22 protein-coding genes are annotated in these 22479 nt (G+C 69.5%); 7 read left to right on the top strand and 15 right to left on the bottom strand.

Annotated elements, in window-relative coordinates:
* Positions 1–260: 260 nt before the first annotated feature.
* Positions 261–2141, bottom strand: a complete 1881-nt coding sequence (gene glmS / locus AC07OX_RS15260; protein WP_062481190.1) for a glutamine--fructose-6-phosphate transaminase (isomerizing) — start codon at positions 2139–2141, stop codon at positions 261–263.
* Positions 2142–2282: 141 nt separating this feature from the next.
* On the opposite strand from glmS, the gene AC07OX_RS15255 reads away from it, so the two are divergent.
* Positions 2283–2765 (top strand): Lrp/AsnC family transcriptional regulator, encoded by a 483-nt coding sequence (locus AC07OX_RS15255; protein ID WP_139705322.1) that lies wholly within the window; start codon positions 2283–2285, stop codon positions 2763–2765.
* 18 nt (positions 2766–2783) lie between these two features.
* Here the strand turns inward: AC07OX_RS15255 and otsA are convergent, their stop codons facing one another.
* The 4 genes from otsA to AC07OX_RS15235 all read right to left on the bottom strand — a co-directional run bounded on the left by otsA (position 2784) and on the right by AC07OX_RS15235 (position 8221).
* Positions 2784–4169, bottom strand: a complete 1386-nt coding sequence (otsA, locus tag AC07OX_RS15250) for an alpha,alpha-trehalose-phosphate synthase (UDP-forming) (RefSeq protein ID WP_447741197.1) — start codon at positions 4167–4169, stop codon at positions 2784–2786.
* Positions 4166–6088, bottom strand: a complete 1923-nt coding sequence (locus tag AC07OX_RS15245; RefSeq protein ID WP_495261946.1) for a glycoside hydrolase family 15 protein — start codon at positions 6086–6088, stop codon at positions 4166–4168. The genes otsA and AC07OX_RS15245 overlap by 4 nt, the downstream gene beginning before the upstream one ends.
* The gene (gene otsB, locus AC07OX_RS15240; protein WP_495261945.1) at positions 6085–6876 is read right to left on the bottom strand and encodes a trehalose-phosphatase; all 792 of its coding nucleotides are present in this window, start codon (positions 6874–6876) and stop codon (positions 6085–6087) included. Before otsB ends, AC07OX_RS15245 begins: the two co-directional genes overlap by 4 nt.
* Positions 6877–6949: 73 nt before the next feature.
* Entirely contained in the window at positions 6950–8221 is a 1272-nt protein-coding gene (locus AC07OX_RS15235) for a multifunctional CCA addition/repair protein (protein ID WP_062477956.1), read from the bottom strand.
* Between the two features lie 165 nt (positions 8222–8386).
* Here AC07OX_RS15235 and AC07OX_RS15230 point away from each other — a divergent pair, with 165 nt between their 5' ends.
* Entirely contained in the window at positions 8387–9124 is a 738-nt protein-coding gene (locus AC07OX_RS15230; RefSeq protein WP_062477953.1) for an OmpW/AlkL family protein, read from the top strand.
* Positions 9125–9140: 16 nt separating this feature from the next.
* On the opposite strand, the gene AC07OX_RS15225 is transcribed toward AC07OX_RS15230, so the two are convergent.
* From AC07OX_RS15225 to AC07OX_RS15215, 3 genes are all read right to left on the bottom strand, one after another.
* A complete protein-coding gene (locus tag AC07OX_RS15225) occupies positions 9141–9827 on the bottom strand; it encodes a glutathione S-transferase family protein (protein WP_070060070.1) in 687 nt (228 codons plus the stop codon).
* Positions 9828–9936: 109 nt separating this feature from the next.
* Positions 9937–10500, bottom strand: coding sequence for an MgtC/SapB family protein (locus AC07OX_RS15220; RefSeq protein ID WP_495261944.1), 564 nt, complete (start codon positions 10498–10500; stop codon positions 9937–9939).
* Between the two features lies 1 nt (position 10501).
* Positions 10502–12532, bottom strand: coding sequence for a lytic transglycosylase domain-containing protein (locus AC07OX_RS15215; RefSeq protein WP_495261943.1), 2031 nt, complete (start codon positions 12530–12532; stop codon positions 10502–10504).
* 9 nt (positions 12533–12541) lie between these two features.
* Between AC07OX_RS15215 and AC07OX_RS15210 the strand changes: the two genes are divergently transcribed.
* Positions 12542–13159 (top strand): 5-formyltetrahydrofolate cyclo-ligase, encoded by a 618-nt coding sequence (locus AC07OX_RS15210; protein WP_062477936.1) that lies wholly within the window; start codon positions 12542–12544, stop codon positions 13157–13159.
* Positions 13160–13276: 117 nt separating this feature from the next.
* Here AC07OX_RS15210 and AC07OX_RS15205 read toward each other — a convergent pair whose 3' ends face one another.
* The gene (locus AC07OX_RS15205; RefSeq protein ID WP_062477933.1) at positions 13277–14260 is read right to left on the bottom strand and encodes a LysR substrate-binding domain-containing protein; all 984 of its coding nucleotides are present in this window, start codon (positions 14258–14260) and stop codon (positions 13277–13279) included.
* Between the two features lie 175 nt (positions 14261–14435).
* Between AC07OX_RS15205 and AC07OX_RS15200 the strand changes: the two genes are divergently transcribed.
* The gene (locus AC07OX_RS15200; RefSeq protein ID WP_062477930.1) at positions 14436–14753 is read left to right on the top strand and encodes a DUF2917 domain-containing protein; all 318 of its coding nucleotides are present in this window, start codon (positions 14436–14438) and stop codon (positions 14751–14753) included.
* Between the two features lie 93 nt (positions 14754–14846).
* On the opposite strand, the gene AC07OX_RS15195 is transcribed toward AC07OX_RS15200, so the two are convergent.
* Positions 14847–15263 carry a BLUF domain-containing protein gene (locus AC07OX_RS15195; protein ID WP_495261942.1) on the bottom strand — a complete coding sequence of 139 codons (417 nt, stop codon included), beginning with the start codon at positions 15261–15263 and terminating at the stop codon, positions 14847–14849.
* A gap of 93 nt (positions 15264–15356) precedes the next feature.
* On the opposite strand from AC07OX_RS15195, the gene AC07OX_RS15190 reads away from it, so the two are divergent.
* Positions 15357–16127, top strand: a complete 771-nt coding sequence (locus tag AC07OX_RS15190; RefSeq protein WP_495261941.1) for a Crp/Fnr family transcriptional regulator — start codon at positions 15357–15359, stop codon at positions 16125–16127.
* Positions 16128–16141: 14 nt separating this feature from the next.
* On the opposite strand, the gene AC07OX_RS15185 is transcribed toward AC07OX_RS15190, so the two are convergent.
* A complete protein-coding gene (locus tag AC07OX_RS15185) occupies positions 16142–16990 on the bottom strand; it encodes a DUF6279 family lipoprotein (protein ID WP_495261940.1) in 849 nt (282 codons plus the stop codon).
* Between the two features lie 49 nt (positions 16991–17039).
* Here AC07OX_RS15185 and glmU point away from each other — a divergent pair, with 49 nt between their 5' ends.
* The gene (gene glmU, locus AC07OX_RS15180) at positions 17040–18470 is read left to right on the top strand and encodes a bifunctional UDP-N-acetylglucosamine diphosphorylase/glucosamine-1-phosphate N-acetyltransferase GlmU (protein ID WP_495261939.1); all 1431 of its coding nucleotides are present in this window, start codon (positions 17040–17042) and stop codon (positions 18468–18470) included.
* 39 nt (positions 18471–18509) lie between these two features.
* On the opposite strand, the gene AC07OX_RS15175 is transcribed toward glmU, so the two are convergent.
* Positions 18510–18845 carry a hypothetical protein gene (locus AC07OX_RS15175; protein ID WP_307583109.1) on the bottom strand — a complete coding sequence of 112 codons (336 nt, stop codon included), beginning with the start codon at positions 18843–18845 and terminating at the stop codon, positions 18510–18512.
* Positions 18846–19017: 172 nt separating this feature from the next.
* Here AC07OX_RS15175 and AC07OX_RS15170 point away from each other — a divergent pair, with 172 nt between their 5' ends.
* The gene (locus AC07OX_RS15170; protein WP_492698016.1) at positions 19018–20532 is read left to right on the top strand and encodes an aminotransferase-like domain-containing protein; all 1515 of its coding nucleotides are present in this window, start codon (positions 19018–19020) and stop codon (positions 20530–20532) included.
* On the opposite strand, the gene AC07OX_RS15165 is transcribed toward AC07OX_RS15170, so the two are convergent.
* From AC07OX_RS15165 to hisN, 3 genes are read right to left on the bottom strand one after another with little or no spacing between them, the layout of a single operon-like run.
* Positions 20505–21431: an ROK family protein gene (locus AC07OX_RS15165; RefSeq protein ID WP_062477915.1), complete on the bottom strand. Its 927-nt coding sequence runs from the start codon at positions 21429–21431 to the stop codon at positions 20505–20507. The genes AC07OX_RS15170 and AC07OX_RS15165 overlap by 28 nt on opposite strands.
* 51 nt (positions 21432–21482) lie before the next feature.
* A complete protein-coding gene (locus AC07OX_RS15160; protein WP_056575522.1) occupies positions 21483–21677 on the bottom strand; it encodes a DUF2905 domain-containing protein in 195 nt (64 codons plus the stop codon).
* Positions 21678–21686: 9 nt separating this feature from the next.
* Positions 21687–22463, bottom strand: a complete 777-nt coding sequence (gene hisN / locus AC07OX_RS15155) for a histidinol-phosphatase (protein WP_495261938.1) — start codon at positions 22461–22463, stop codon at positions 21687–21689.
* Between the last annotated feature and the right edge of the window lie 16 nt (positions 22464–22479).

The raw sequence follows: 22479 nt of genomic DNA, 5'->3' as shown, positions 1-22479 counted from the left end.
ACACTATGAGCCCTTTGCTTCGATGGACCGCTATGCGAAGCTTGGGCGAAGGACTGCAACTAGGCGAACCCCGTCATAGCGGGTGGACTGCCGACTGATCGATGATGGCCGGCCTGCGACCTTGGCACGGGCGCGCCAAGCCGGCAGCGCTCACGCCGACTGCTAGTCTTGTCTCAGACTTTGTTGCGCTGTCTCGGACTTTAATGCGCTGTCTCAGACATTAATGGCAAAGAACAGCCGCACCGCACCACCCCTCGCCCTCACTCCACCGTCACGCTCTTCGCCAGATTCCGCGGCTTGTCCACGTCCGTCCCGCGCGCACACGCCGTGTGATACGCCAGCAGCTGCAGCGGCACCACGTGCAGCAGCGGCGACAGTGCGCCGTAGTGCTCGGGCATGCGGATCACGTGCAGGCCTTCGCCGCTGGCGATCTGCGTGTCGCCGTCGGCCAGCACGTAGAGCACGCCGCCGCGCGCGCGCACTTCCTGCAGGTTGCTCTTGAGCTTTTCGAGCAGGGCGTCGTTCGGCGCCACGGCCACCACGGGCATCTCGCTCGTGACGAGCGCGAGCGGGCCGTGCTTGAGTTCGCCGGCGGCGTAGGCCTCGGCGTGGATGTAGGTCACTTCCTTGAGCTTGAGCGCGCCTTCGAGCGCGATCGGGTAGTGCAGGCCGCGGCCCAGGAACAGGGCGTTGTCCTTGCGCGCGAAGTCTTCGGCCCAGCCGATGATCTGCGGCTCGAGCGCGAGCACCGACTGCAGCGCGACGGGCAGGTGGCGCATTTCCTTCAGGTAGCGCGCTTCGTCGAGCGCGCTCAGGCGGTTCTTGGACTGCGCGATGGCCAGCGTGAGCAGGAACAGGCCCGCGAGCTGGGTGGTGAAGGCCTTGGTCGAGGCCACGCCGATTTCGACGCCGGCGCGCGTGATGTAGGCCAGCTTGCACTCGCGCACCATGGCGCTGGTGGCGACGTTGCAGATGGTCAGCGTCTGTTCCATGCCCAGCGAGCGCGCGTGCTTGAGTGCGGCCAGCGTGTCGGCGGTTTCGCCCGACTGGCTGATGGTGACGACCAGCGTCTTGGGGTCGGGCACGGAGTCGCGGTAGCGGTACTCGCTGGCGATCTCGACCTGGGTGGAGATCTTCGCGATGCTCTCGAGCCAGTACTTGGCGGTGCAGCCGCTGTAGTAGCTGGTGCCGCAGGCCAGGATGAGGATCTTGTCGATGTCCTGGAACACGCGGTGCGCGCTCGCGCCGGTGGCGCCGTCCTGGCCGATGCCGTCGAACAGCTCGGGCACGATGCCCTCGACGCCTTCGAGCGTGTCGCCAATGGCGCGCGGCTGCTCGAAGATTTCCTTCTGCATGTAGTGGCGGTACGGGCCCAGCTCGGCCGCGCCGCTGTGGGCGTGCACGGTGCGCACGGTGCGGGTGACGGGCTTGTGGTTCTTGTCGACGATCCAGTACTTGCCGGGCTGCAGGTCGACCACGTCGCCTTCTTCGAGGTACACGATCTGGTCGGTCACGCCGGCCAGTGCCATCGCGTCGCTGGCCAGGAAGTTCTCGGTGCCGTCCTTGCCGGCGCCCAGGATCAGCGGCGAGCCGGCGCGCGCGCCGATCACGCGCTGCGGTTCATCGCGGCAGATGACGGCGATGGCGTAGGCGCCGTGCAGCTGCAGCACGGCGGCCTTGACGGCCTCGAACAGGTCGCCGTTGTAGAGGCTGTCGACGAGGTGGGCGATGACCTCGGTGTCGGTCTGGCTCTCGAACACGTAGCCCTTGGCCTCGAGCGCGGCGCGCAGCGGCTCGTGGTTCTCGATGATGCCGTTGTGCACGAGCGCGATGCGGCCCGGGCGCGCGGCGGGCGCGTCGGCGCCGACGCCGTGGCTGAAGTGGGGGTGGGCGTTGTGCACGGCCGGTGCGCCGTGGGTGGCCCAGCGCGTGTGGGCGATGCCGGTGAGGCCTTCGACCTTGTCGTCGCGCACCTGCGTCAGCAGGTCGGCCACGCGCGAGGTGGTGCGTGCGCGGCTCAGGCCGCCGGCATGCACCGCGACGCCGCAGGAGTCATAGCCGCGGTATTCGAGCCGCTGAAGGCCCTGGACCAGGACCGGAACGATGTCGCGATGGGAGGCTGCGCCGACGATGCCGCACATAGGATGTACCTTGTCTTGAAGAACAGAAGGGCTCGATGGTAGGGAGACGACCAAGAAATATGGCGTCTAAATTTCTTCAGTTTCGGACTTTTATTTCACCGAAACCCATAGATGGCGTTTTATTTCATAATTTCAACCAATATGGAATCAATCTCCCTCGACGCCATCGACCTCAAGCTGCTCGACGCGCTCCAGAACGACGCCTCGCAGACCAACCAGCGCCTGGCCGCCGAGGTGGGCATCTCGCCGCCGACCTGCCTGCGCCGCGTGCAGCGGCTGCGCCAGGAAGGGCTCATCGAGCGCCAGGTCGCCCTGCTCTCGCCCGACCGGCTCGCCACGGTGCTGGGCCATGGGCTGCAGGCGGTGGTGGAGATTTCGCTCGACCGGCAGGACGCCGCCGCGCTCGATGCCTTCGAGGCCCGCGTGATCGCGGACGACGCCGTGCAGCAGTGCTGGCGCGTGTCGCCGGGGCCCGATTTCGTGCTGGTGGTGGTCGCGCGCGACATGCCCGGCTATGGCGCGCTGACGCAGCGGCTGTTCACGGCCGACGCCAACGTGCGCAACGTGAAGGCGTTCTTCAGCCTCAAGCGCGCGAAGTTCGGGGCCCGCGTTCCGCTGGGCTGACGCGGGTTCCAGGCGCGTTCAGCGCTCGCTCGCCGCCTCGCGCAACGCTTCGAGGAACGTGCGCCGCCACCAGTGGATGTCGTGCTCGCGAATGCGTGACAGCAGCTTCTGGTGCCGCTCGCGCCGCTCTTCCAGCGGCATCTGCAGCGCCTGCTGCACCGTCTCCGCGGTGCCGTGCGTGTCGTAGGGGTTCACCAGCAGCGCTTCCTTCAGCTGCTCCGCCGCGCCTGCGAAGCGCGACAGCACCAGCACGCCCGGGTCGGCCGGGTCCTGCGCCGCGATGTATTCCTTGGCCACGAGGTTCATGCCGTCGCGCAGCGGCGTCACCAACCCCACGGCCGCCGCGCGGCACAGGCCGGGCACGCGGCGCCGCGCCACCATGCGGTGGATGTAGCGCACGGGCATCCAGTCGAGTTCGCCGTAGTCGCCATTGATGGCGCCGCACAGCGACTCGAGCTCCTTGCGGATGTCGGCGTAGGCATCGACCGTCTCGCGCGTGGGCGAGGCGATCTGGATCAGCGTGGCGCTGCGCCGGTTCTCGGGGTAGTTGGCCAGCAGTTCGCGGAACGAGCGCACGCGCTGCGGGATGCCCTTCGAGTAGTCGAGCCGGTCGATGCCCAGCAGCAACCGGCGGCTCGAGTACTCGCGCTTCATGGTCTCGTACATGTCGCGCGATTCCTTGGCATGCGTGAGCGCCGCGAACTCGTCCACGTCGATGCCGATGGGGAAGGCGTTGCAGCGCACCGTCTGCCCGTAGGCGCGGTACATGTCGTTGCCCAGGTACTCGCCGTGGGCCTCGTTGCGCACGTAGTGCTCGAAGTGCTGCACATCCTGCTGCGCCTGGAAGCCGATCAGGTCGTACGAGAACAGCGAGCGCATCAGCCATTCATGCTGCGGAATGGCCGCGATGATGATCTGCGGCGGCAGCGGAATGTGCAGGAAGAAACCGATGCGCTGCTTGCAGCCCATGGCGCGCAGCTCGGCGGCCAGCGGCATCAGGTGGTAGTCGTGGATCCAGATGATGTCGTCGTCCTTCAGCAACGGCATCAGCTTGCGCGCGAACAGCTGGTTCACGCGCCGGTAGCCGCCGATGAAGCCGGCATCGAAATGCGCCAGGTCCAGGCGGTTGTGGAACACCGGCCAGAGCACGTCGTTGCTGTAGCCCAGGTAGTAGCTGTCATGGTCGTCGCGGCTCAGGTCGAGCGTGGCCAGCGTCACCTTGCCGGCCTGCTGCTTGTGCATCTCGCCTTCGCCCGTGGGCCCGCCTTCGACGATCTGCCCACTCCAGCCGAACCACAGGCCGCCGCTTTGCTGCAGGCTCTCGCCCAGGGCCACGGCCAGACCGCCGGCGGCGGGCTTGCGCGGGTCGGCCACGCGGTTCGAAACAACGACGAGACGACTCATATGCACGAATCCCAGGGAGCGGACAGGCGCACGGCCGCGTTGATGATGCCGACCATCGAATAGGTCTGCGGAAAGTTGCCCCACATCTCGCCCGTGACCGGGTGCGTGTCTTCCGACAGCAGCCCCAGCGGGTTGCGCGCGGCGAGCATGGTTTCAAAAATCTGCCGCGCCTCGGCCTTGCGGCCGATCTTGGCCAGCGCGTCGATGCGCCAGAAGGTGCAGATGTTGAAGGCGGTCTCGGGCTTGCCGAAATCGTCGGCCGCTTCGTAGCGGCGCATGTAGGGGCCGTCGCACAGCGACTTTTCCATGGCGTCGACGGTGGAGATGAAGCGCGGGTCGCGCGCGTCGATCAGGCCCACCTCGACCATCAGCAGGATGCTCGCGTCGAGCTCGTGCCCGCCGAAGCTTTCGGCAAAGGCCTGGCGCTCTTCGCACCACGACTTGGCAAGAATCTCTTCCTTCATGCGTGCCGCATGGCCGTGCCAGTAGGCTGCGCGTTCGGGCAGCTCCAGCGTGCGCGCGATCTTGGCGAGCCGGTCGCAGGCGGCCCAGCTCATGAGAGCCGAGCTGGTGTGCACGCGTGCGCGCGTGCGCAGCTCCCACATGCCGGCGTCGGGCGTGCCGTACACGCGCACCGCCTGCTCGCCCACGGCCTCCAGGTGCGGAAACTCGGCCACGCCCGCGCGGCTCAGCAGCCGGTGGTCATGAAAAGCCTGCGCCGCGCCGAGCACGATGTTGCCGTACACGTCGTGCTGGAAGTGCTCCTGCGCCTGGTTGCCCACGCGCACCGGGCCCATGCCGCGGTAGCCGGGCAGGCCCTCGACGAAGGACTCGGGCAGCTCGCGCTCCAGCCCGATGCCGTACAGCGGCTGGATGTGCTCGCCGTGCGAGCCGATCACCACGTTGCCGAGCCAGCGCAGGTAGTCTTCCATCGTGCCCACCTCGCTCAGCGAGTTGAGCGCGCGCACCACGAAGAAGGCGTCGCGCAACCAGCAGTAGCGGTAGTCCCAGTTGCGCTGGCTGCCCGGCGCCTCGGGGATGCTGGTGGTCATGGCGGCGACGATGGCGCCGGTGTCCTCGTACAGCGAGAGCTTGAGCGTGATGGCCGCGCGGATCACCGCGTCCTGGTACTCGAAGGGAATGGCCAGGCGCTTGCTCCAGGTGCGCCAGTAGGCGATGGTTTCCTGCTCGAACTTGCGTGCGGTGTCGGCGATGCCCTCGAGCAGCGTCTCGTCCACGCCGAACATGAAGTTGTACTCGCGCGAGATCACGAAGGGCTGGCGCGACAGGATGTGCGAGATCGACGCGTCGGTGTTCAGCCGCAAGGTCACGTCGGGCCCGACATAGCGGATGTGGTTGCTGCCGCGCGTGACCTCGGTCGGCGCCGAAGCGCCCCACTGGAAGCGCGGGTCGAGCGCCACGCGGATGCGCGGCGCGCCGGCAATCGGGCGCACGCGGCGCACCATCATCAGCGGGCGGAAGTAGCGCGAGCGGCTGTGAAAGCGCGGCGCGAAGTCGGTGATCTCGATGCCCTGCCCCGCGCTGTCGAACAGCTGCGTGCGCAGCACGGCGGTGTTGGGCTCGTACCACTGCTTGCTGGAGGCGAAGTCCTCGATCTCGATGGCCCAGGCGCCGGCCTCCTCGCCGGGGTGCAGCAGCGCGTTGAAGACCGGGTCGCCGTCGAAGCGCGGCAGGCAGCACCAGACGGCGCGGGCGCGGGCATCGATGAGCGCGCTGTAGGCGCAGTTGCCGATCACGCCGACATTGAGCGAGGGCTCGGCCGGCGGCGCGAAGCCGCGCGGCGGGGCCGCAGCCACCTTCGCGGCGTCGACAGGCGCCTGGTCGTCGGGGCCCGCCGCGCCGGCCAGGGCGTCGCCCGCGCGGTCCTCCGGAGCCTTCTGCAGTTGTTGTTCGCTCATGCGGGGCTCCTCGGTGATGTCTGGGGATGGTCGGGTGCGGCCAGCAGGTCGCGTGCCTGCACCAGCCATTCGTAGACCGCGCGCGGCGATTCGAGTCGGTGCAGCGCCAGGCTCGGCCCGGCGCCCACCTTGATCGCGACGCCGCCGCGCGGCTGCACGACGGCAAAGCCGCTCTCGTCGGTGGTGTCATCGCCCGCGAAGACCGGCGTGCGGCCCGCGAACGGCGCTTCGGTCATGAAGGCTTCGATGGCGAGGCCCTTGTTGACGCCCGAAGGCTTGACCTCGAACACGAACTTGCCGTGCATGAGCTCGAGCTGCGGACGGCCTTCGATGGCGCGCGCCATCGCGTCGCGGCACACGGCCTCCAGCTGCGGCGCGAGCCGGTAGTGCAGCGCGATGGCGCCGTGCTTGCGCTCCACCAACAGGCCTTCGTGGATGCGCGCGAGTTCGTTGGCCACGTCCAGGATCGGCACGAGGTCGGGCGGGCGCTGCTCCTGCATGCCGCCTTTGGCATCGCGGCGCTGCACGCCGTGCTCGCCGGCCGCGGGCAGCCGCAGCGGCGCGAGAAAGCGGTCGATGGCATCGATCTGGCGCCCCGACACCACGGCGAGCGCGCCACCGAGCAGGTCGCGCAGGTCGCTCAGCAGGGGCACGAGGGCGGGCGGCACCTCGATGGCTTCAGGCGTGGCGGCGAGGCCGACCAGCGTGCCGTCGAAGTCGAGAAAAAGGGCGGCGTCCCGGCCCGGCGGAGGTGGCAACTGGGCGTTGCTGCTGGAGGACTTTGGCATTGGGAAAAACCATAGCACGGCTCGCACGCGGCGCGTGTCGGCCAAAGTCCCGGCGTGCGCCGATGGCGGGGATTCAGTCGGCCGTGGCCGGCAGCGACGCCTTCACCGCCGCGATGCGCGCGCGGTGGATCGCCTCGCCGATGCGCGGCCCGGTGGCGCCGGCCTGCTGCGCCTCGCGCGCCACCACGTCGGTGGCCACGGCCTGGGCGGCCGCGAGCACCGCGAGCAGGCGTGGGCGCTGCGGGTAGGCGGTGTCCTCGAAGCCAAGCCGGCCGCGCGCGTCGCATTCGCAGGCCAGCAGCGCCTCGGCGAAGCGCGCCGGCTTGCGGAAGGCGTCGCAGCGCTCCAGCAGGCGCACCAGCGGCGTCGCGTCGAGTGCGCCGCTGCGGTGGATGTTGCCGTGCTCGCGCGCCACCACCTCGGCCAGCTCGCGCAGCTCCACCGGCACGCGCCAGCGTTCGCACACGGCCTGCAGCAGATCGACGCTGCGCAGCTCGTGATTGATGTGGCGCGGCAGCATGTCGGCGGGCGTGGTGCCCTTGCCGAGGTCGTGCATCAGGCAGGCGAAGCGCACGGGCAGCGTGGCGCCCAGCCGCGCGCTGGTGTCCAGCACCATCATCAGGTGCACGCCGGTGTCGATCTCGGGGTGGTGCTGCGCCGGTTGCGGCACGCCCCAGAGCCGGTCGACCTCGGGCAGCAGCACGGCGAGCGCGCCGCAGTCGCGCAGCACCTCGAACATGCGCGAGGGGCGCGTTTCCATCAGGCCGCGCGCGAGCTCCTGCCACACGCGCTCGGGCACCAGCGCATCGACCTCGCCGGCCGCGACCATCTCGCGCATGAGCGCCATGGTTTCGGGCGCGACGGTGAAGTCGTCGAAGCGCGCGGCAAAGCGCGCCACGCGCAGGATGCGCACCGGGTCTTCGCGGAAGGCGTCGGTCACGTGGCGCAGCACCTTGTCGCGCAGGTCGCGCTGGCCGTGGAAGGGGTCGGCCAGGGTCTCGGGGCGAGGGTCGAAGCTGCCGTCGGCGCCCACGTGCTCGGCGGGCAGCGCGATGGCGTTGACGGTCAGGTCGCGCCGGGCGAGGTCCTGCTCCAGCGTGACGTCGGGCGCCGCATGCACGACGAAACCGCGGTAGCCCGGCGCGCTCTTGCGCTCGGTGCGGGCCAGCGCGTACTCCTCGCGCGTGCGCGGGTGCAGAAACACGGGGAAATCGCGCCCCACGGGCAGGTAGCCGCGCGCCACCATGGCCTCGGGCGTGGCGCCCACCACCAGCCAGTCATGGTCGGACACGGGGCGGCCCAGCAGCCGGTCGCGCAGTGCACCGCCGACGAGAAAAATGTTCATGAGTGCAGTGTAGGGATACTCTCCCTGCACAAAAAGAACGGTCGTTCGATAATCGCCGAGCGATGCGAACGACCGTTCGTAAATTCGTGTCGCGCGAAGCACCGGTCGCTGGCCGGTGCCCCCGTGCGCGGGGCTGTTTTCAACACCCAAGGAGCATTCACAGCTATGAAGAAACTCACAACAACAGCATCGTTGGCATTGGCGGCACTCGGGGTCCTGGCATCGGGCAGCGCCCTGGCGCAGAACGCGGGCGACTGGGTCGTCGGCACCGGCTGGTTCCACCTGTCGCCGCAGGATTCAAGCAAGCCGCTGACCGTGACCTCGCCCGTGCACAGCGTGCTGGCCGGCTCGGGCGCGAGCGTCACCAACTCGGACACGCTGGGCCTGAACGTCGCGTACTTCATCGACCCCCACTGGGCCGTCGAGGGCGTGCTCGGCGTGCCGCCCAAGTTCAAGCTCAACGGCAGCGGCACGCTGGCGCGCGTGGGCGAACTCGGCCAGGCCCGCCAGTGGAGCCCGACCGTGCTGGCCAAGTACTACTTCAACGAAGGCAACGACGCCTTCCGTCCGTTCGTGGGCCTGGGCGCCACTTACGTCTGGTACAGCGACGTGAAGCTCACGTCGAACCTGCAGGGCGCGCTGGCCAGCCAGTTCCACGTGCGTCCGTCTTCGGTGAACACCACCGCCAAGCTCGACAGCTCGTTCGCGCCCGTGCTCAACGCCGGCGTGGCCTACCAGTTCGACAAGCACTGGGGCGTGTCGTTCTCGGTGTCCTACATCCCGCTGAAGACCAAGGCCAAGCTCACCACGACCAGCATCACCGGCCTGCCGGTGGCGCGCAGCGAGGCGAGCCTGAAGCTGAACCCGATCGTCACCTACCTGGCGGCGACGTACCGGTTCTGATGAAGTCCGGCGAGCCTCAGTCGCGCGAGGTGCGATAGGGCTCGTCGAAAGCCACAAAGGTTTTTTCGGCCAGGGCGCCCGCGATCCACGCGGCGACGCCCGGCAGGGCCGCCACGCGCGCGATGTACGCGTCGATGGCCGGCGGCACCGGCAGGCCGTAGCCGCGGATGCGCATGCCCACCGGCGCGAAGAAGGCGTCGGCGATGGTGAAGGCGCCGAACAGCATCGGGCCGCCGTGCGTCTCGAGCAGCTCGGTCCACATCTGCACGATGCGGTCGAGGTCTTCCTGCACGCCGGGCTGCTCGGCCAGGAGCCGCGCCCCCACCTCGGGCAGTGAGGCCTCGATGTTCATCGGGCAGTTGCCGCGCAGGTTGGTGAAACCCGAGTGCATTTCGGCGCAGATGCTGCGCGCGCGGGCCCGCTCGGCCACGCCCTGGGGCCACAGCTGCTTCTCGGGGAAGCGCTCGGCCAGGTACTCGGCGATGGCGAGGGTGTCCCAGACGGCCAGGTCGCCGTCGACCAGCACCGGCACCTTGGCCACGGGGTTGATGGCGCCGATCACGTGCTTGAACTGCGAGGTGGCGTCGAACGAGTCGAAGCGCACCATCACCTCCTCGAAGGGAATGCCGGCCTGCGTCATGAGCACCCAGGGGCGCATGGACCACGACGAGTAATTCTTGTTGCCGATGTAGAGCTTGGACATCTATCTGGGTCTCCGGGTCAGTGCGGGAATGCGGGGCAAAGCCGTCGATGCTAGCCGGGCGGCGCGCTGCGATTGATGACGAAGGCGGCGCGAATTGATGCGGGCCGCTTCAGCGGTCGTCGCCTTGGCGGGATTCGGGCGGGACGATCACGCGCGGGCCGGAGGCGTTCGTGTCCGGCGAGGGCTTCACGACGCGCTCGATCAGGCTCACGAGGCGCGGCACCAGCGACAGCACCGCGAGCGCCAGCAGTGCGCTGAACACGGCCGTGACCTCGCGGCCGAGCCCGCAGGCCATGCCGATGGCGGCGGTCATCCACAGCCCGGCGGCGGTGGTGAGGCCCTGCACGTGGGATTCGTCCTTGCCCTGCTTGAGGATGGTGCCGGCGCACAGGAAGCCGACGCCGGCCACCAGCCCCTGGATCACGCGGCTCATGTCGGCCGGCACGATGCCGGTCTGCTGCGGGATCAGCACGAACAGCGCCGAGCCGATCGCCACCAGCATGTGCGTGCGCACGCCGGCCGCCTTGCCCTGCTGCTCGCGCTCGAAGCCGAGCAGGAAGCCCAGCACGGCCGCCAGCAGCAGCCGCACCGAGATGCGCGTGAGCTGCGCGACGTCTCCCGCGTCCGAGAATTCGGACGCGACGGTGTCGAGCACCTCGTCGCGCCAGCTCATGTCAGGGCAGGTCCTTGTTGGGCTCGGGCTCGTTGGCGTTGCGCGGGCCCACGCGGCCCAGGCGCTCCTTCAGCGACTGCGGCTTGCCGCTGATGATGGCGGCGTAGTTGGTCGTGTTGGCCAGCACCTTCTTCACGTAGTCGCGCGTCTCGTTGAAGGGCACGTTCTCGGCCCAGATGGCCGCGTCGATCACCGGGCCGTTGCGCCAGTTGCGCGGGCGGCCCGGGCCGGCGTTGTAGGCCGCGGCGGCCAGCGCCATCGAACCATCGAAGTCGTCGAGTGCGAGCTTCAGGTAGTTGGTGCCGATGGTGATGTTGGTCTCGCGGTCGTTGATCTGGCCCGGCGTGAAGTCGGTCATGCCGATCTTGCGGGCGGTCCAGCGCGCCGTGGCGGGCATGACCTGCATCAGGCCCGAGGCGCCGACGCCCGAGCGCGCGTCCATGATGAAACGGCTTTCCTGGCGGATCAGGCCGTAGACATAGGCCGGGTCCAGGCCGATGTCCTGGCTCTTGCGCAGCACCGTGTCGTGGAAGGGCATGGGGAAGCGCTGCTCGACGTCGATCACGCCCTTGGTGCGCTCGCTGGTGTTGATGCAGCGGTCCCACACCTCGCGCTGGCAGGCCAGGTCGGCGGCAGCCAGCAGGGCGCGGTCGTCCATGCCGCCCTTGTCGTGCAGGTTGGTGGCGTAGTTCCACTCGCGCGTGCCTTCGGAGCGCAGGCCCATGCCGATGGCCTGCAAGCCGCGCTGCAGGCCCGGGTTGGTGCGCGCGGCGTTCTTTTCTTCGGGCGTGAGCGGCGCGGGCCGCGTAGCGGCCACGGTGCGCTGGCCCAGCTCTTCGAGCGCCAGCATTTCATAGAAGCCGCGCGTACCGGCGATGCTGGTGTACAGCTCGCGGGCCTGGGCGCGGCGCTCGTCGCCGCCGGCGCTGCTCAGCGCGCGGGCCTTCCAGTAGACCCAGGTGGGGTCTTGCTGGGCGGCGTCGCTCATGGCGTTGATGGCGGGCGCGACGTCCTTCCACTGGCTGGCGCGCAGGGCGGCGCGCACGCGCCAGCCGAGCATGTCGTCGGACAGGTCGCTGTTCTTCGTGACGTTGCCGAAATAGCTCACGGCCATCGGCGAGAGCTTGTTCGCGGCCGCACGGCCGATGGTGCCCCAGAGCCAGTTGCGTTCCTCGGCCGAGAGCATCGGGCCCCACTTGCCGTCGAGCTGCGCGGCGCCCTGGTCGGGGTCGGCCATCGCGATCTTGATGAGCGCGAGCACCACCAGCTCCTTGCGCGACTTGGCGGCCACGAAGGCGCGGCCGGTGAGGAACTTGGCGGCGCTGGCATTCACCTCTTCGAACAGCGGCAGCGCATCGGGTGCGGCGATGGTGACGGCGCCACGCGCGGCGGCGGGCCGGTTGGCCTCGATGGCCAGGCGCGCCTTCTTCCAGGCGTCGTTGGTCGTCATCAGGCGGGCCGCGACCATGCGGTCGGCGGCGGTGAGGCAGCCGTCGTCACTGTCCTTCTGCGCGAACCAGTTGCGGCGCACCTCGTCGGCCTGCGCCTGCGTGGCCGTGCCGGTGCGCAGCGTGTCGACCAGCACCGCGTAGCAGCGCACCTGGGCGTCGTCGCCCATGCGGAAGCCGGCGATGTTGGCGGCGAAGCCGTCCCAGTCGCGGCGCTGGCCGAGCAGCAGCAGCCAGTCGTTGCGCAGGCGGTCTTCCTGGTAGGTGTTGGGGTAGCGCGCGTAGAAGTCCTGCACCTCGTTGGGCGCGGCTTCCTGCAGGCGGGCCTTGAGCTCCCAGTAGGCGGCCCAGGGTTCGAGCGCGTGGCCGCGGGCCTGCGGCAGCAGGGCCGTGAGGCGGGCCTTGTCGCCGCGCTGGAAGGCCTGCTTCATCTGGACCAGCACGTCGTCGTTGGTGTTGTTCTGCGCGGCGGCGGGCTGTTGCGGCAGCAGCGCGGCGAGTGCGAGAACGGCGGAAAAAACCAGGGCGGGCGCGCCGCGACGCTGACGAGCGCGCGCGGATGCCAAAATGCTTGGGAACTGCATCGGGGGATTATGGACAAGTCAAAGGATGCCGACACCTCGGCCACGGCGAGTTTTCTGAAGGGTCAACTGCGAAAGGCACTCATCGAGCAGCGTCTGGCGCTGCCCGACCGCCTCGCGCGGGCCGACCTGTTGCAGCGGGTGATGCGGATCTGGCTGGTCGGCCGGCCCGACACCGTGATCGGCGCCTACTGGCCGATCAAGGGCGAGTTCGACCCGCTGCCCGCACTGCATCGCTGGAAGGAAGACGGCGAACTCATGGAAGAAACGCAGCGCCGCCGCATCGGACTGCCGGTGATCGACAAAGTTCACAAGACGCTCACCTTCCATGCCTGGTACCCGGGCTGCCAGATGGAAGAAGACGCCTACGGCATTCCCAAGCCCAAGGACACCGAGCTGATCGTGCCGACCCTGCTGTTCGTGCCTTGCGTGGGCTACAGCGCGGGTGGCTACCGGCTGGGCTATGGCGGCGGCTTCTACGACCGCACGCTGGCGGCGCTGGAGCCGCGGCCGTTCACGGTGGGGCTGGGCTTCACGAACGGCTTCCTGGAAGACTTCGAGCCCGAGGCGCACGACCTGCCGCTCGATGCCATCCTGAACGACAACGGCGTCGTCTGGCCAGTCACTTGACTCTCCCCCAGGCTGCGCGCACTTCGTGTCGCTTCGCCAACCCCCTCACCGGGGGCAACACCAGCGGCCCGGCAAAGCCGGTTCCGCGGTGTTCCTGGAGGGGACAAATCCTTTCCGTCAATCGAGGTTGTCGACGGTGTCCGGGTCGGGCACCTCGCCAATGGTCTGGCGCGTGGTGACGGCCTGCGCCTCCAGCCAGTCGGAAAAGGCCTTGATCTCGGGCCGCAGCGCATTGCGCGGCCCCGAGATGAGCCAGTAGGCCATCGGTGAATCCAGCCGGTGCTGCGGCAGCACCTCGATCAGGTCGCCGTTGGCCAGGCTTTCGGCAATGAGCGAACTGCGCGCCAGCACCAGGCCCTGGCCCGTGAGCGCGGCCTGCACCATCTGGTACGCATAGTTGAAATAGAGCCAGCGCTTGGGCTGCGCGCGCTCCAGCCCGTTCACTTCGAACCAGCGCCGCCACGTGAGCCATTCCAGGTGGGTGCGGTGCGCGTCGCCCGCCTCGATCAGCGTGAAGCGGGCGATGTCGGCCGGCGTCTTGATCGGCGGGTTGCTCTTGATGAGCCACGGGCTCGCCACCGGCGTCAGCGTTTCGCCGAACAGCCGCACGGCGCCGGGCGGCATGCCTTCGGGTGGGCCGTAGCGCAGCGCGATGTCCACGTCGGCCACGTCGAGGTCGACCGCGATGTCGCTGGCGTCGATGCGGATGTCGATCTCGGGGTTGTCGCGCTGGAAGGCCTCCAGCCGCGGAATCAGCCACATCGAGGCGAACGAGGCAAAGGTGGTGAGCGCCACGCTCTTGCGCCCGGCGCTCTGGCGGATCTGCCGCACCGCCATGTCGATGCGCGGCAGCGCCTGCTGCACCGACAGCAGCAGCTGCGCCCCGGCGCTGGTCAACTCCACGGCCCGCGTGTGGCGCAGGAACAGCGACACGCCCACTTCCTCTTCGAGCGACTGGATCTGCCGGCTCACGGCCGACTGGGTGAGCGCCATTTCCTCGGCCGCAGCGCGGAAATTGAGGTGCCGCGCGACCGCCTCGAAGGCCCGCAGGTGCCCCGCGGAGATGGGCCGGGAGCGCAGGTGGGTTTGCGAATGTTGCATGGGTATGACTTTGGTGTGCGTTCCCGGTGGTCGGACGATTGATGCGAAACGCGCATCAGTAGGCTACCTCGTTTTCATTGGACCTCCAAGGCCGCAAAAACGATCATTCATTCCCGAACTGCGCCAACCTCTCTGTCTGTCAAAGGCGCTTCGGATCAGCCAAGGAGTCCTCATCATGTCCACCGCCGTCTGCACCAACGAATCGCTCGCTTCCCTGTCCCGTTCCACCCGCACCGCGGCCATTCCGCCGGCCGTGCGCCGTGGCGCCTGGCAGATTGCGCCCGGCGAGGCGATGAGCCTGAAGGCGCGGTCGGCGAGCGTGCTGCGCGTCAAGCAGGGCCGCGTGTGGGTCACGCCCGACGCCACCGCCCATGGCCCCAGCGAAGACATCGTGCTGGCCCCGGGCGAATCGCTCACCGTGGCCGCCGGCCAGCGCATCGTCATGGAAGCCTGGGATGGCTACGGTGCCACCTACGTGTGGGACCCGGTCTGACCGACCGCCTGCACTCCCGGCTCTTCTGAACAAAGGCGGCTTCGGCCGCCTTTTTCTTTGCCCGTCGTTTTCAGTTTTCCGTCAGTCAGCCGGTCAGGTGCTGATGTCGAAGCTGGCGCGCAGCGCCAGGAAGTGCGCCAGCGCCGCCTCGCCGCGCAGGGCCCGCAGGCCGGAGACCGGGTCGGGGCCCTCGCATTCGGCCAGGCCCATCGCAAACCCGCTGTAGCGCCGGGCGGCCAGCGGGCCGTCGTGGACCACCACGAGCGCCACGTGGCGCGGATCGCGCTGCAGCCGCGCCATCAGCGCCTGCACCGCCTCGCGCGGCCCCTCGAAATGCTGGCAGAAGCACTGGCCGTCGAACACCAGCAGGCCGGAGATGCCGTCCTCGGCGTTGCGCGCGCGGGCCTGGGTGACGATCGCGCCCACGGTGGCGGGCGGCAGGTCGGGGGCGAGCAGGCTGCAATAGAGGAATTCGTGCAGGAGTTCTGCAGAGGCTTGTTCTGGTGTCATGCGGTGCAAAAAGGGGACATCGTTTCGAGTCTAGGGGGCCATCCTGCACCCCGAAATGTCAAAAGACATAGCCCCGCCAGCCTATAGTGCGGCGTGAAGTTCGAGGACTACCCCGTTGCCGCCTCCCCGCCGCAGGGTGCGAACCCCTGCGAACACTGCGCGCTGCGGCGCCTGGAGGCCTTCCTGCCGGTGACGGCGCAGCAGCTGGAGGCGATCCAGTCCTTTCGCACCGGCACCCGGCGCGTCGAGGCGGGCGGCACCATCGTCGACGAGCACCGCGCCAGTCCGCAGCTGTTCACGCTCTACGCAGGCTGGGCCTTCCGCTACAAGACCCTGAGCGACGGCCGGCGGCAGATCCTGGGTTTTCTGCTGCCCGGCGACTTCATCGGCCTGCAGGACGAGTTTGCCGACGGCCAGACCCACGGCGTCGAGGCCGTGACCGACGCCACGCTGTGCGCCTTCGCCCGCGAGCGGCTGTGGGCGCTGTTCCAGACCCAGCCCCGGCTCGGCTACGACATCACCTGGCTGGCCGCGCGCGAGGAAAAGCTGGTGGACGACCACCTCGTCACCGCCGGGCGCCGCAACGCGGGCGAGCGCGTGGCCATGCTGCTCATGCACCTGTACCGGCGCGCCCAGCGCGTGGGCATGGTGCGCGACGGCTGGGTGGAGTTTCCGTTCAACCAGCAGCACATCGCCGACGCGCTGGGGCTGTCGCTGGTGCACACCAACAAGACGATGCGGCGGCTGCAGCGCCTGGGCCTGTACAAGCTCGACGGCGGCTGGCTGCGCATCCTGGAGCCGCATGCGCTCGAAACGCTGGGCGACTACTTCGAGCGCCCGCTGCGCCCGCTGCCGATGATCTGAAGGCGCCGCCTGCCTCAGCGCGCCGCCACCAGCTGCCGCAGGTCGCCCAGGTAGGCCTGCAGCCGCCGCACCGCCTGCTCGCGCTGCGTGGCGCTGGTGGTGTTGTGCAGCGCCGCCAGGTTGCGGCAGCCTTCCTGCAGCAGCGCCTGCTGCTGCTCGCGCCAGGGGCCGGGCGGCGGATCGGCGATGCGCTGGATGTAGGCATGCAGCGCGGCGCGGGCCTCGGCCGGCGACGCGCGCGGGCCGCCGTTGCCGCCCAGGAAGCCGCGCAGCAGCACCAGCGCCTCCTGCTGGCGCTGGCGCCGCTCCTCGTACGCCAGCTTCGGGCTGAACACCGACTGCGCCACCTGCTGGCGCAGCAGCGCGCGCTGCTCGGTCGTGAGGCGGCCGTAGAAGTCCTCCTGGCGCTCGAGGAACTGGTCGTAGCGCTTTTCCTGCACCTGCGCGGGGCTGCGGTCGAGCCAGTCCTTGCGGTACTCGGTGTTGTTCTTCGCGTACTTGCGTTCGAGCTGCTGCAGCTGCGCGTCGCTCAGGCTCAACGCGAGTTCGGCGCTGGCGGCCTCGGCGCGCTCGGTGACGGCGAGCAGGCGCTCGCGGACGCGATCGGCCAGCTGGCAGGCCTGGGCCGGCGTCACCTCGGCGCTCGCCAGGCCCTGGGCCTCCTGCAGCAGGCCGATGATGCGCGGCAGCTCGTTCTGGCGGTGCCAGGCCAGCAGTTGGGCGAGCTCGTCGCGCACCTTGGGTGTCTGGGCGCCGTCGAAGTCGAAGTAGCCGTCGAGCCACCAGTAGCTCAGCTCGGGCAGGTTGTTGTAGGCAAGCTTGACCGCGCTGCAAGCCCCCAGGGCAGCGGCCAGCAGCAGCACACCGATAATTCGGGCCAGTCCAGCACAACGAATCCGGGAAGAAAAGCGCATGAATCAGACTCCGCAGCAGAGCAACCAGGGACCGGTCGACGTCGTCATCATGGCGGCCGGCAAGGGCACGCGCATGAAGAGCAAGCTGCCCAAAGTGTTGCATCGTTTGGCCGGCCGCGCCTTGCTGGCCCACGTGACCGACACCGCCGCGCGCATCGGCGCGCGCCATGTCGTGGTCGTGACGGGCCACGGCGCCGAGCAGGTCGAAGCCGCCATCAAGGCCACGGCCGTGAACGCCGCCGCGCTCGGCTTCGCGCGCCAGGAGCCCCAGTTGGGCACCGGCCACGCCGTGCAGCAGGCCACGCCGCAGCTGCCGGACGACGGCACCGTGGTGATCCTCTCGGGCGACGTGCCGCTGATCGCCGAGGACACGCTGCGCACCCTCATCGCCGCCAGCGGCGGCGAGCGGCTGGCGCTGCTGACCATCGAACTCGACGACCCCACGGGCTACGGCCGCATCATCCGCACCCATGCCGGCGGCGAGGTGACGGCCATCGTCGAGCACAAGGACGCCACCGAGGCGCAGCGCGCCGTGCGCGAGATCAACAGCGGCGTGATGGCCGCGCCCGCGCGGCTGCTCAAGGGCTGGCTGGCGCGTCTGGACAACAAGAACACCCAGGGCGAGTACTACCTGACCGACATCGTGAAGTTCGCGGCCGACGACCGCGTGCCGGTGGTGGCGCATGTCACGACCGACGCGCTGCAGGTGGCAGGCATCAACAGCCCCGCCCAGCTCGCGGCGCTGGAACGCGCCTGGCAACTGCGCCAGGCGAATGCGCTGATGGAACAGGGCGTGCGCCTGGCCGACCCGGCGCGTTTCGACCTGCGCGGCACGCTGAGCTGCGGCGCCGACGTCGACATCGACGTCAACTGCGTGTTCGAAGGCACGGTGTCGCTGGGCGAAGGCGTGCGCATCGGCGCGAACTGCATCATCGCCAACGTGCGCATCGAGGCCGGCGCGGTGATCCACCCCTTCACCCACATCGATGGCGAGAAGGCCGGCGTGACGGTGGGCGCGGGCGCGCTGGTCGGGCCCTTTGCGCGGCTGCGGCCCGGTGCCCAGTTGGGCGCCGAGGTGCACATCGGCAACTTCGTCGAGGTCAAGAACTCCACGCTGGCGGCCGGCGCCAAGGCCAACCACCTGGCCTACCTGGGCGACGCCACGGTGGGCGAGCGCGTGAACTACGGCGCAGGCAGCATCACGGCCAACTACGACGGCGCCAACAAGCACCGCACCGTGATCGAGGCCGACGTGCACGTGGGCAGCAACTGCGTGCTCGTGGCGCCCGTGACCATCGGCGCGGGCGGCACCATCGGCGGCGGCTCGACGGTGAACAAGTCGACCGAGCCGGGCGCGCTGACCGTGGCGCGGGGCAAGCAGGTCAGCTTCGCGAACTGGAAGCGGCCGCAGAAGTTGCCGAAGAACTGACGGCGGCCTTGGTTCGGGGCAGGCGCCCTGCCCCGGACCTCACCACCCCGTCAGCAGGCGCACGAAGCGCATCACCGGCCGCGCCGCCACCGGCGCCGTGGCCCGGGCCGTGCGCTGGGGCGCATGCACCCGCAGGTGCACCGCCGTCACCGCCGACACCTCGATCCACCCGCCCTGCGGCACGCAGTGCATGTCGCCCTCGCCGAGCAGCGTCTCGGTCATGAACACCGTCTCGCCCAGCCAGCCCGGCGGCGACACCACGCGGGCGCGGCCCTCGGCCAGCTGCAGCCAGGCGCCCGCATCGACGGCGGTGCGCAGCGACTGGCCGGGTTCGAGGACGATGGAATCGGGGGCTTCGGACAGGGTGGTGATCATGGCGGACCTCGGGTGGATGTGGGCTTCATCGTAGGAATTCCGCCGCCCGAAAAACAGGCACACCCGGTGGCTATTGCGACCGGAACAGCCGGGCCGCCACGCCATCTGTTATGGTCTTTTTCCCAGTCAACTGCATCTGTTTTCGGATGCCCGATGCAGGGAACATCGACCCATGGACTCGCTACCGCTCTACCGCCAGCTCGCGGCGCACTACGTGGACGCGATCCACGCCGGTTCGCTCAAGGCCGGCGACAAGCTCCCCTCGCTGCGCAGCCTGATGCGGCTGCACGACATCAGCCTCTCGACCGCGCTGCAGGTGTGCCGCGCCATGGAAAGCGAAGGCTGGGTCGAGGCGCGCGACCGCTCGGGCTACTTCGTGCGCCGCCCGCAGCGCCTGGCCATCGCGGCCATGGAGGAACCCGTGTCCGGCCTGCCGCCCGACCCGGCGCAGTTCGTCAACATGCGCACCCGCATGGCCAACTTCATGGCGCGCGGGCGCCTCAACGACGTGAAGCTCAACTTCGCGATCTCGCGCGCCGCCCCCGAGCTCTACCCCGCCGAGGCGCTGCGCAACGCCATGACGCGCGCGCTGCGCCAGCGCCCCGAGCTGCTGACCACGGCCTCCTCGCAAAAAGGCCACGAGCAGTTCCGCCAGGTGGTGGCCCAGCGCAACCTGCGCGTGGGCATGACGGTGGCGCCCGACGACGTGCTGGTCACCAACGGCTGCATCGAGGCGCTGAACCTCGCGCTGCGCGCCATCGCCAAACCCGGCGACACCGTGGCCGTCGAATCGCCCACCTTCTACGGCCTGCTGCAGGTGCTCGAGAGCCTGGGCCTGCGCGGGCTGGAGATTCCGACCAGCCCGCAGACCGGCATTTCGCTGGAGGCGCTCGATCTGGCCATCCACACCTACGACGACATCAAGGCCGTGGTGGTGGTGCCGCACCTGCAGAACCCCATCGGCAGCGTGATGCCCGACGCCCACAAGCAGCGGCTGGTGCAGCTGTGCGAAAGCCACGGCATCGCGCTGGTCGAGGACGACACCTACAGCGACCTGGTGGAGACCGAGGTGCCGCCGCGCGCCATCAAGTCCTGGGACCGCACGGGCAACGTGGTGTATTGCGCCTCGCTGCACAAGGTGCTGGCGCCGGGCCTGCGGCTGGGCTGGATCACGGCCGGGCGCTGGCACGCGCAGGTCGAGATGCTCAAGTACGCGCAGACGCGCAACAACGAGGCACTGGCGCAGATCGCCGCGGGCGAGATCATTGCCAGCGGCGGCTACGACCGCCACCTGCGCCGGCTGCGCGAACGCCTGCACACGCAGCGCGACCAGACGGCCGACGCCATCGCCCGCTACTTCCCGGCCGGCACCCGGCTGAACCTGCCGCGCGGCGGCTTCCAGCTGTGGGTGGAATTGCCCGATCGGCTGTCGTCGGTGGCCGTGTTCGAGGCGGCCCTGCGCGAGCACATGCTGGTGGCGCCGGGCGCGCAGTTCTCGAACGCCTCGCGCTTCGACCACTACCTGCGCATCAACTGCGGCTGGCCCTTCAGCGAAGCGGTCGATGCGGGGCTGCGGCGGCTCGGGCGGATCGTCGAGGAAGGCTGCGCCGCGCAGAAGAACCAGCCAGCCACACTGGTCCGGTCGCCGCGCGCTGCAACTCAGTCGAGCAGCGCCAGGGCCGCGTAGTCGCCCACCTTGTCGCCGAGCCCGGCGGGCACCAGCAGCACGCCGCGCGTCAGCGGCGGCAGCTTGCCGTCGACCTGCGCCTGCAGCCGCGGCAGCACGAAGTCGCGGTGGTGCCAGAACACGCTGCCGCCCAGGCTGATGCGCTGCAGGTCGAGCGTGATGACCAGGTTGTAGAGCATGCGGCCGATCACGCGGCACAGCGCGTCGGCCTTCTCGAGTGCCGCAGCGTCACCGGCCGCGGCGGCCGTGAACAGATCGGCCGCGGGCTGGCCGAAGCGGTGCGCGATCGAATTGCCGCCGGCCAGCGCTTCCACGTCGCCCAGGTTGCCGCAGCCGCACAGCGCGCCGCTGTCGTCGTCGACCACGAAGCTGTGGCCCGCATGGCCGGCGTTGCCGTTCTTGCCGCGCAGCGCCTTGCCGTCCACGCACAGGCCCACGCCCACGCCCGTGCTCCAGGTGGCGTAGGCGCAGTTGTCGAGCCCCTTCAGCGCGCCCCAGTGGCGCTCGGCCTCGAGCGCGGCCACGGCGTCGTTCTCGACGCGCACGCGGGCGAAGCGGCGCGCCAGCGGCGCCTCGACGATGGCCGTCATCCAGTTGTTGGGCAGCCCGCGCGAGGGGCCGGCGATGCCGCCGCAGATGTTGGGCGTGGCCAGCTCGACCATGCCGTCGTGCAGCTCGAAGGGCCCGGTCGAGGACACGCCCACGCGGTCGATGCTCGCCGGATCGATGCCCTGCTCGGCGCAGACCTCGTCGATGAGCCGCAGGATCTGCACGGCCACGGCGTCGTTGCTGCCGGTCTTGGCGGTGGGCTCGCTGCGGCGGCCGATCAGCGGCGCGTCGCTCGAAGCGGAAAGGCTCACGGCGACCTTGGTGCCGCCGATGTCTACGCAGGCTCTCATTGCGGGGTTCTCTTCTTTCTCAAGCACTTCTCAGGCATCGCCGCGCCGTGCTCAGAGCAGCCGCGCCACCAGCGCCGCGATCATGCTGAGCACCACCGTGCTCGCGATCGGCAGCTGCCAGTCGCGGCCGAAGGCGCGAAACTCGAAATCGCCGGGCAGCCGTCCGAAGCCGAAGCGGCGCAGCCAGGCGGTCAGGCCGCTCATGAGCACCAGCGCCAGGACGACGACGATCAGCCAGCGGAACATGCAGACAGTCTAGGCCGCGAGCACGGCCAGGGCTTGTCGGTGAAGTTCGGGTGTGGCCGCAGCGATCACGCGCTGGTCGGCGTTCAGCCCCAGCGGCCGGCCCTCCCAGTCGGTGACGACGCCGCCGGCGGCCTCGATCAGGCCCGCCGGGCCCAGGAAGTCGTAGGGCTGCAGCCCCGTCTCGACCACGAGGTCGATGGTGCCGCCCGCGAGCTGCGCGTAGCCGTAGCAGTCGCCGCCGAAGCGGCGCATCGCGCACTGGCGGCTCAGGCGGTCGAAGGCGCTCCAGTCGGCCGGCGAGAAGATGTCGGGCGAGGTGGTCACGATGCGGGCCTTGGCGATCTCGGTGCAGCCGCTCACGCGCACGGGCTGGCCGTCGCGCGTGGCGCCCTTGCCCGTTTCGCCCACCCAGCGCTCCTTGAGCACCGGCATGTCGACCATGCCCAGCACCACGCGACCGCCCTGCAGCACGCCGATGAGCGTGCCCCACAACGGCGAGCCGGTGATGAAGCTGCGCGTGCCGTCGATCGGGTCGAGCACCCAGATGCGGTCGGCGTCGAGCCGCTCGGGGCCGTGCTCCTCGCCGAAGATGCCGTCGGCGGGCACGCGTGCGCCGAGGATCTCGCGCATCGCCGTCTCGGCGGCGCGGTCGGCCAGCGTGACCGGGCTTTCGTCGGCCTTGGTGATGATGTCCAGCGGCGTGCGGAAGTAGCGCATCGACTGGGCGGCGGCGGCATCGGCCAGCGCACCGGCGATCGCGGAAAGGTCGGGGGCGGAAGAGCTCATGGGAAGGAGAACGCAT

The sequence above is a fragment of the Variovorax sp. GW821-FHT09D07 genome, from assembly GCF_059416345.1.
The sequence above is the reverse complement of the archived record's forward strand: the minus strand, read 5'-3'. Positions and strand labels throughout refer to the sequence as shown.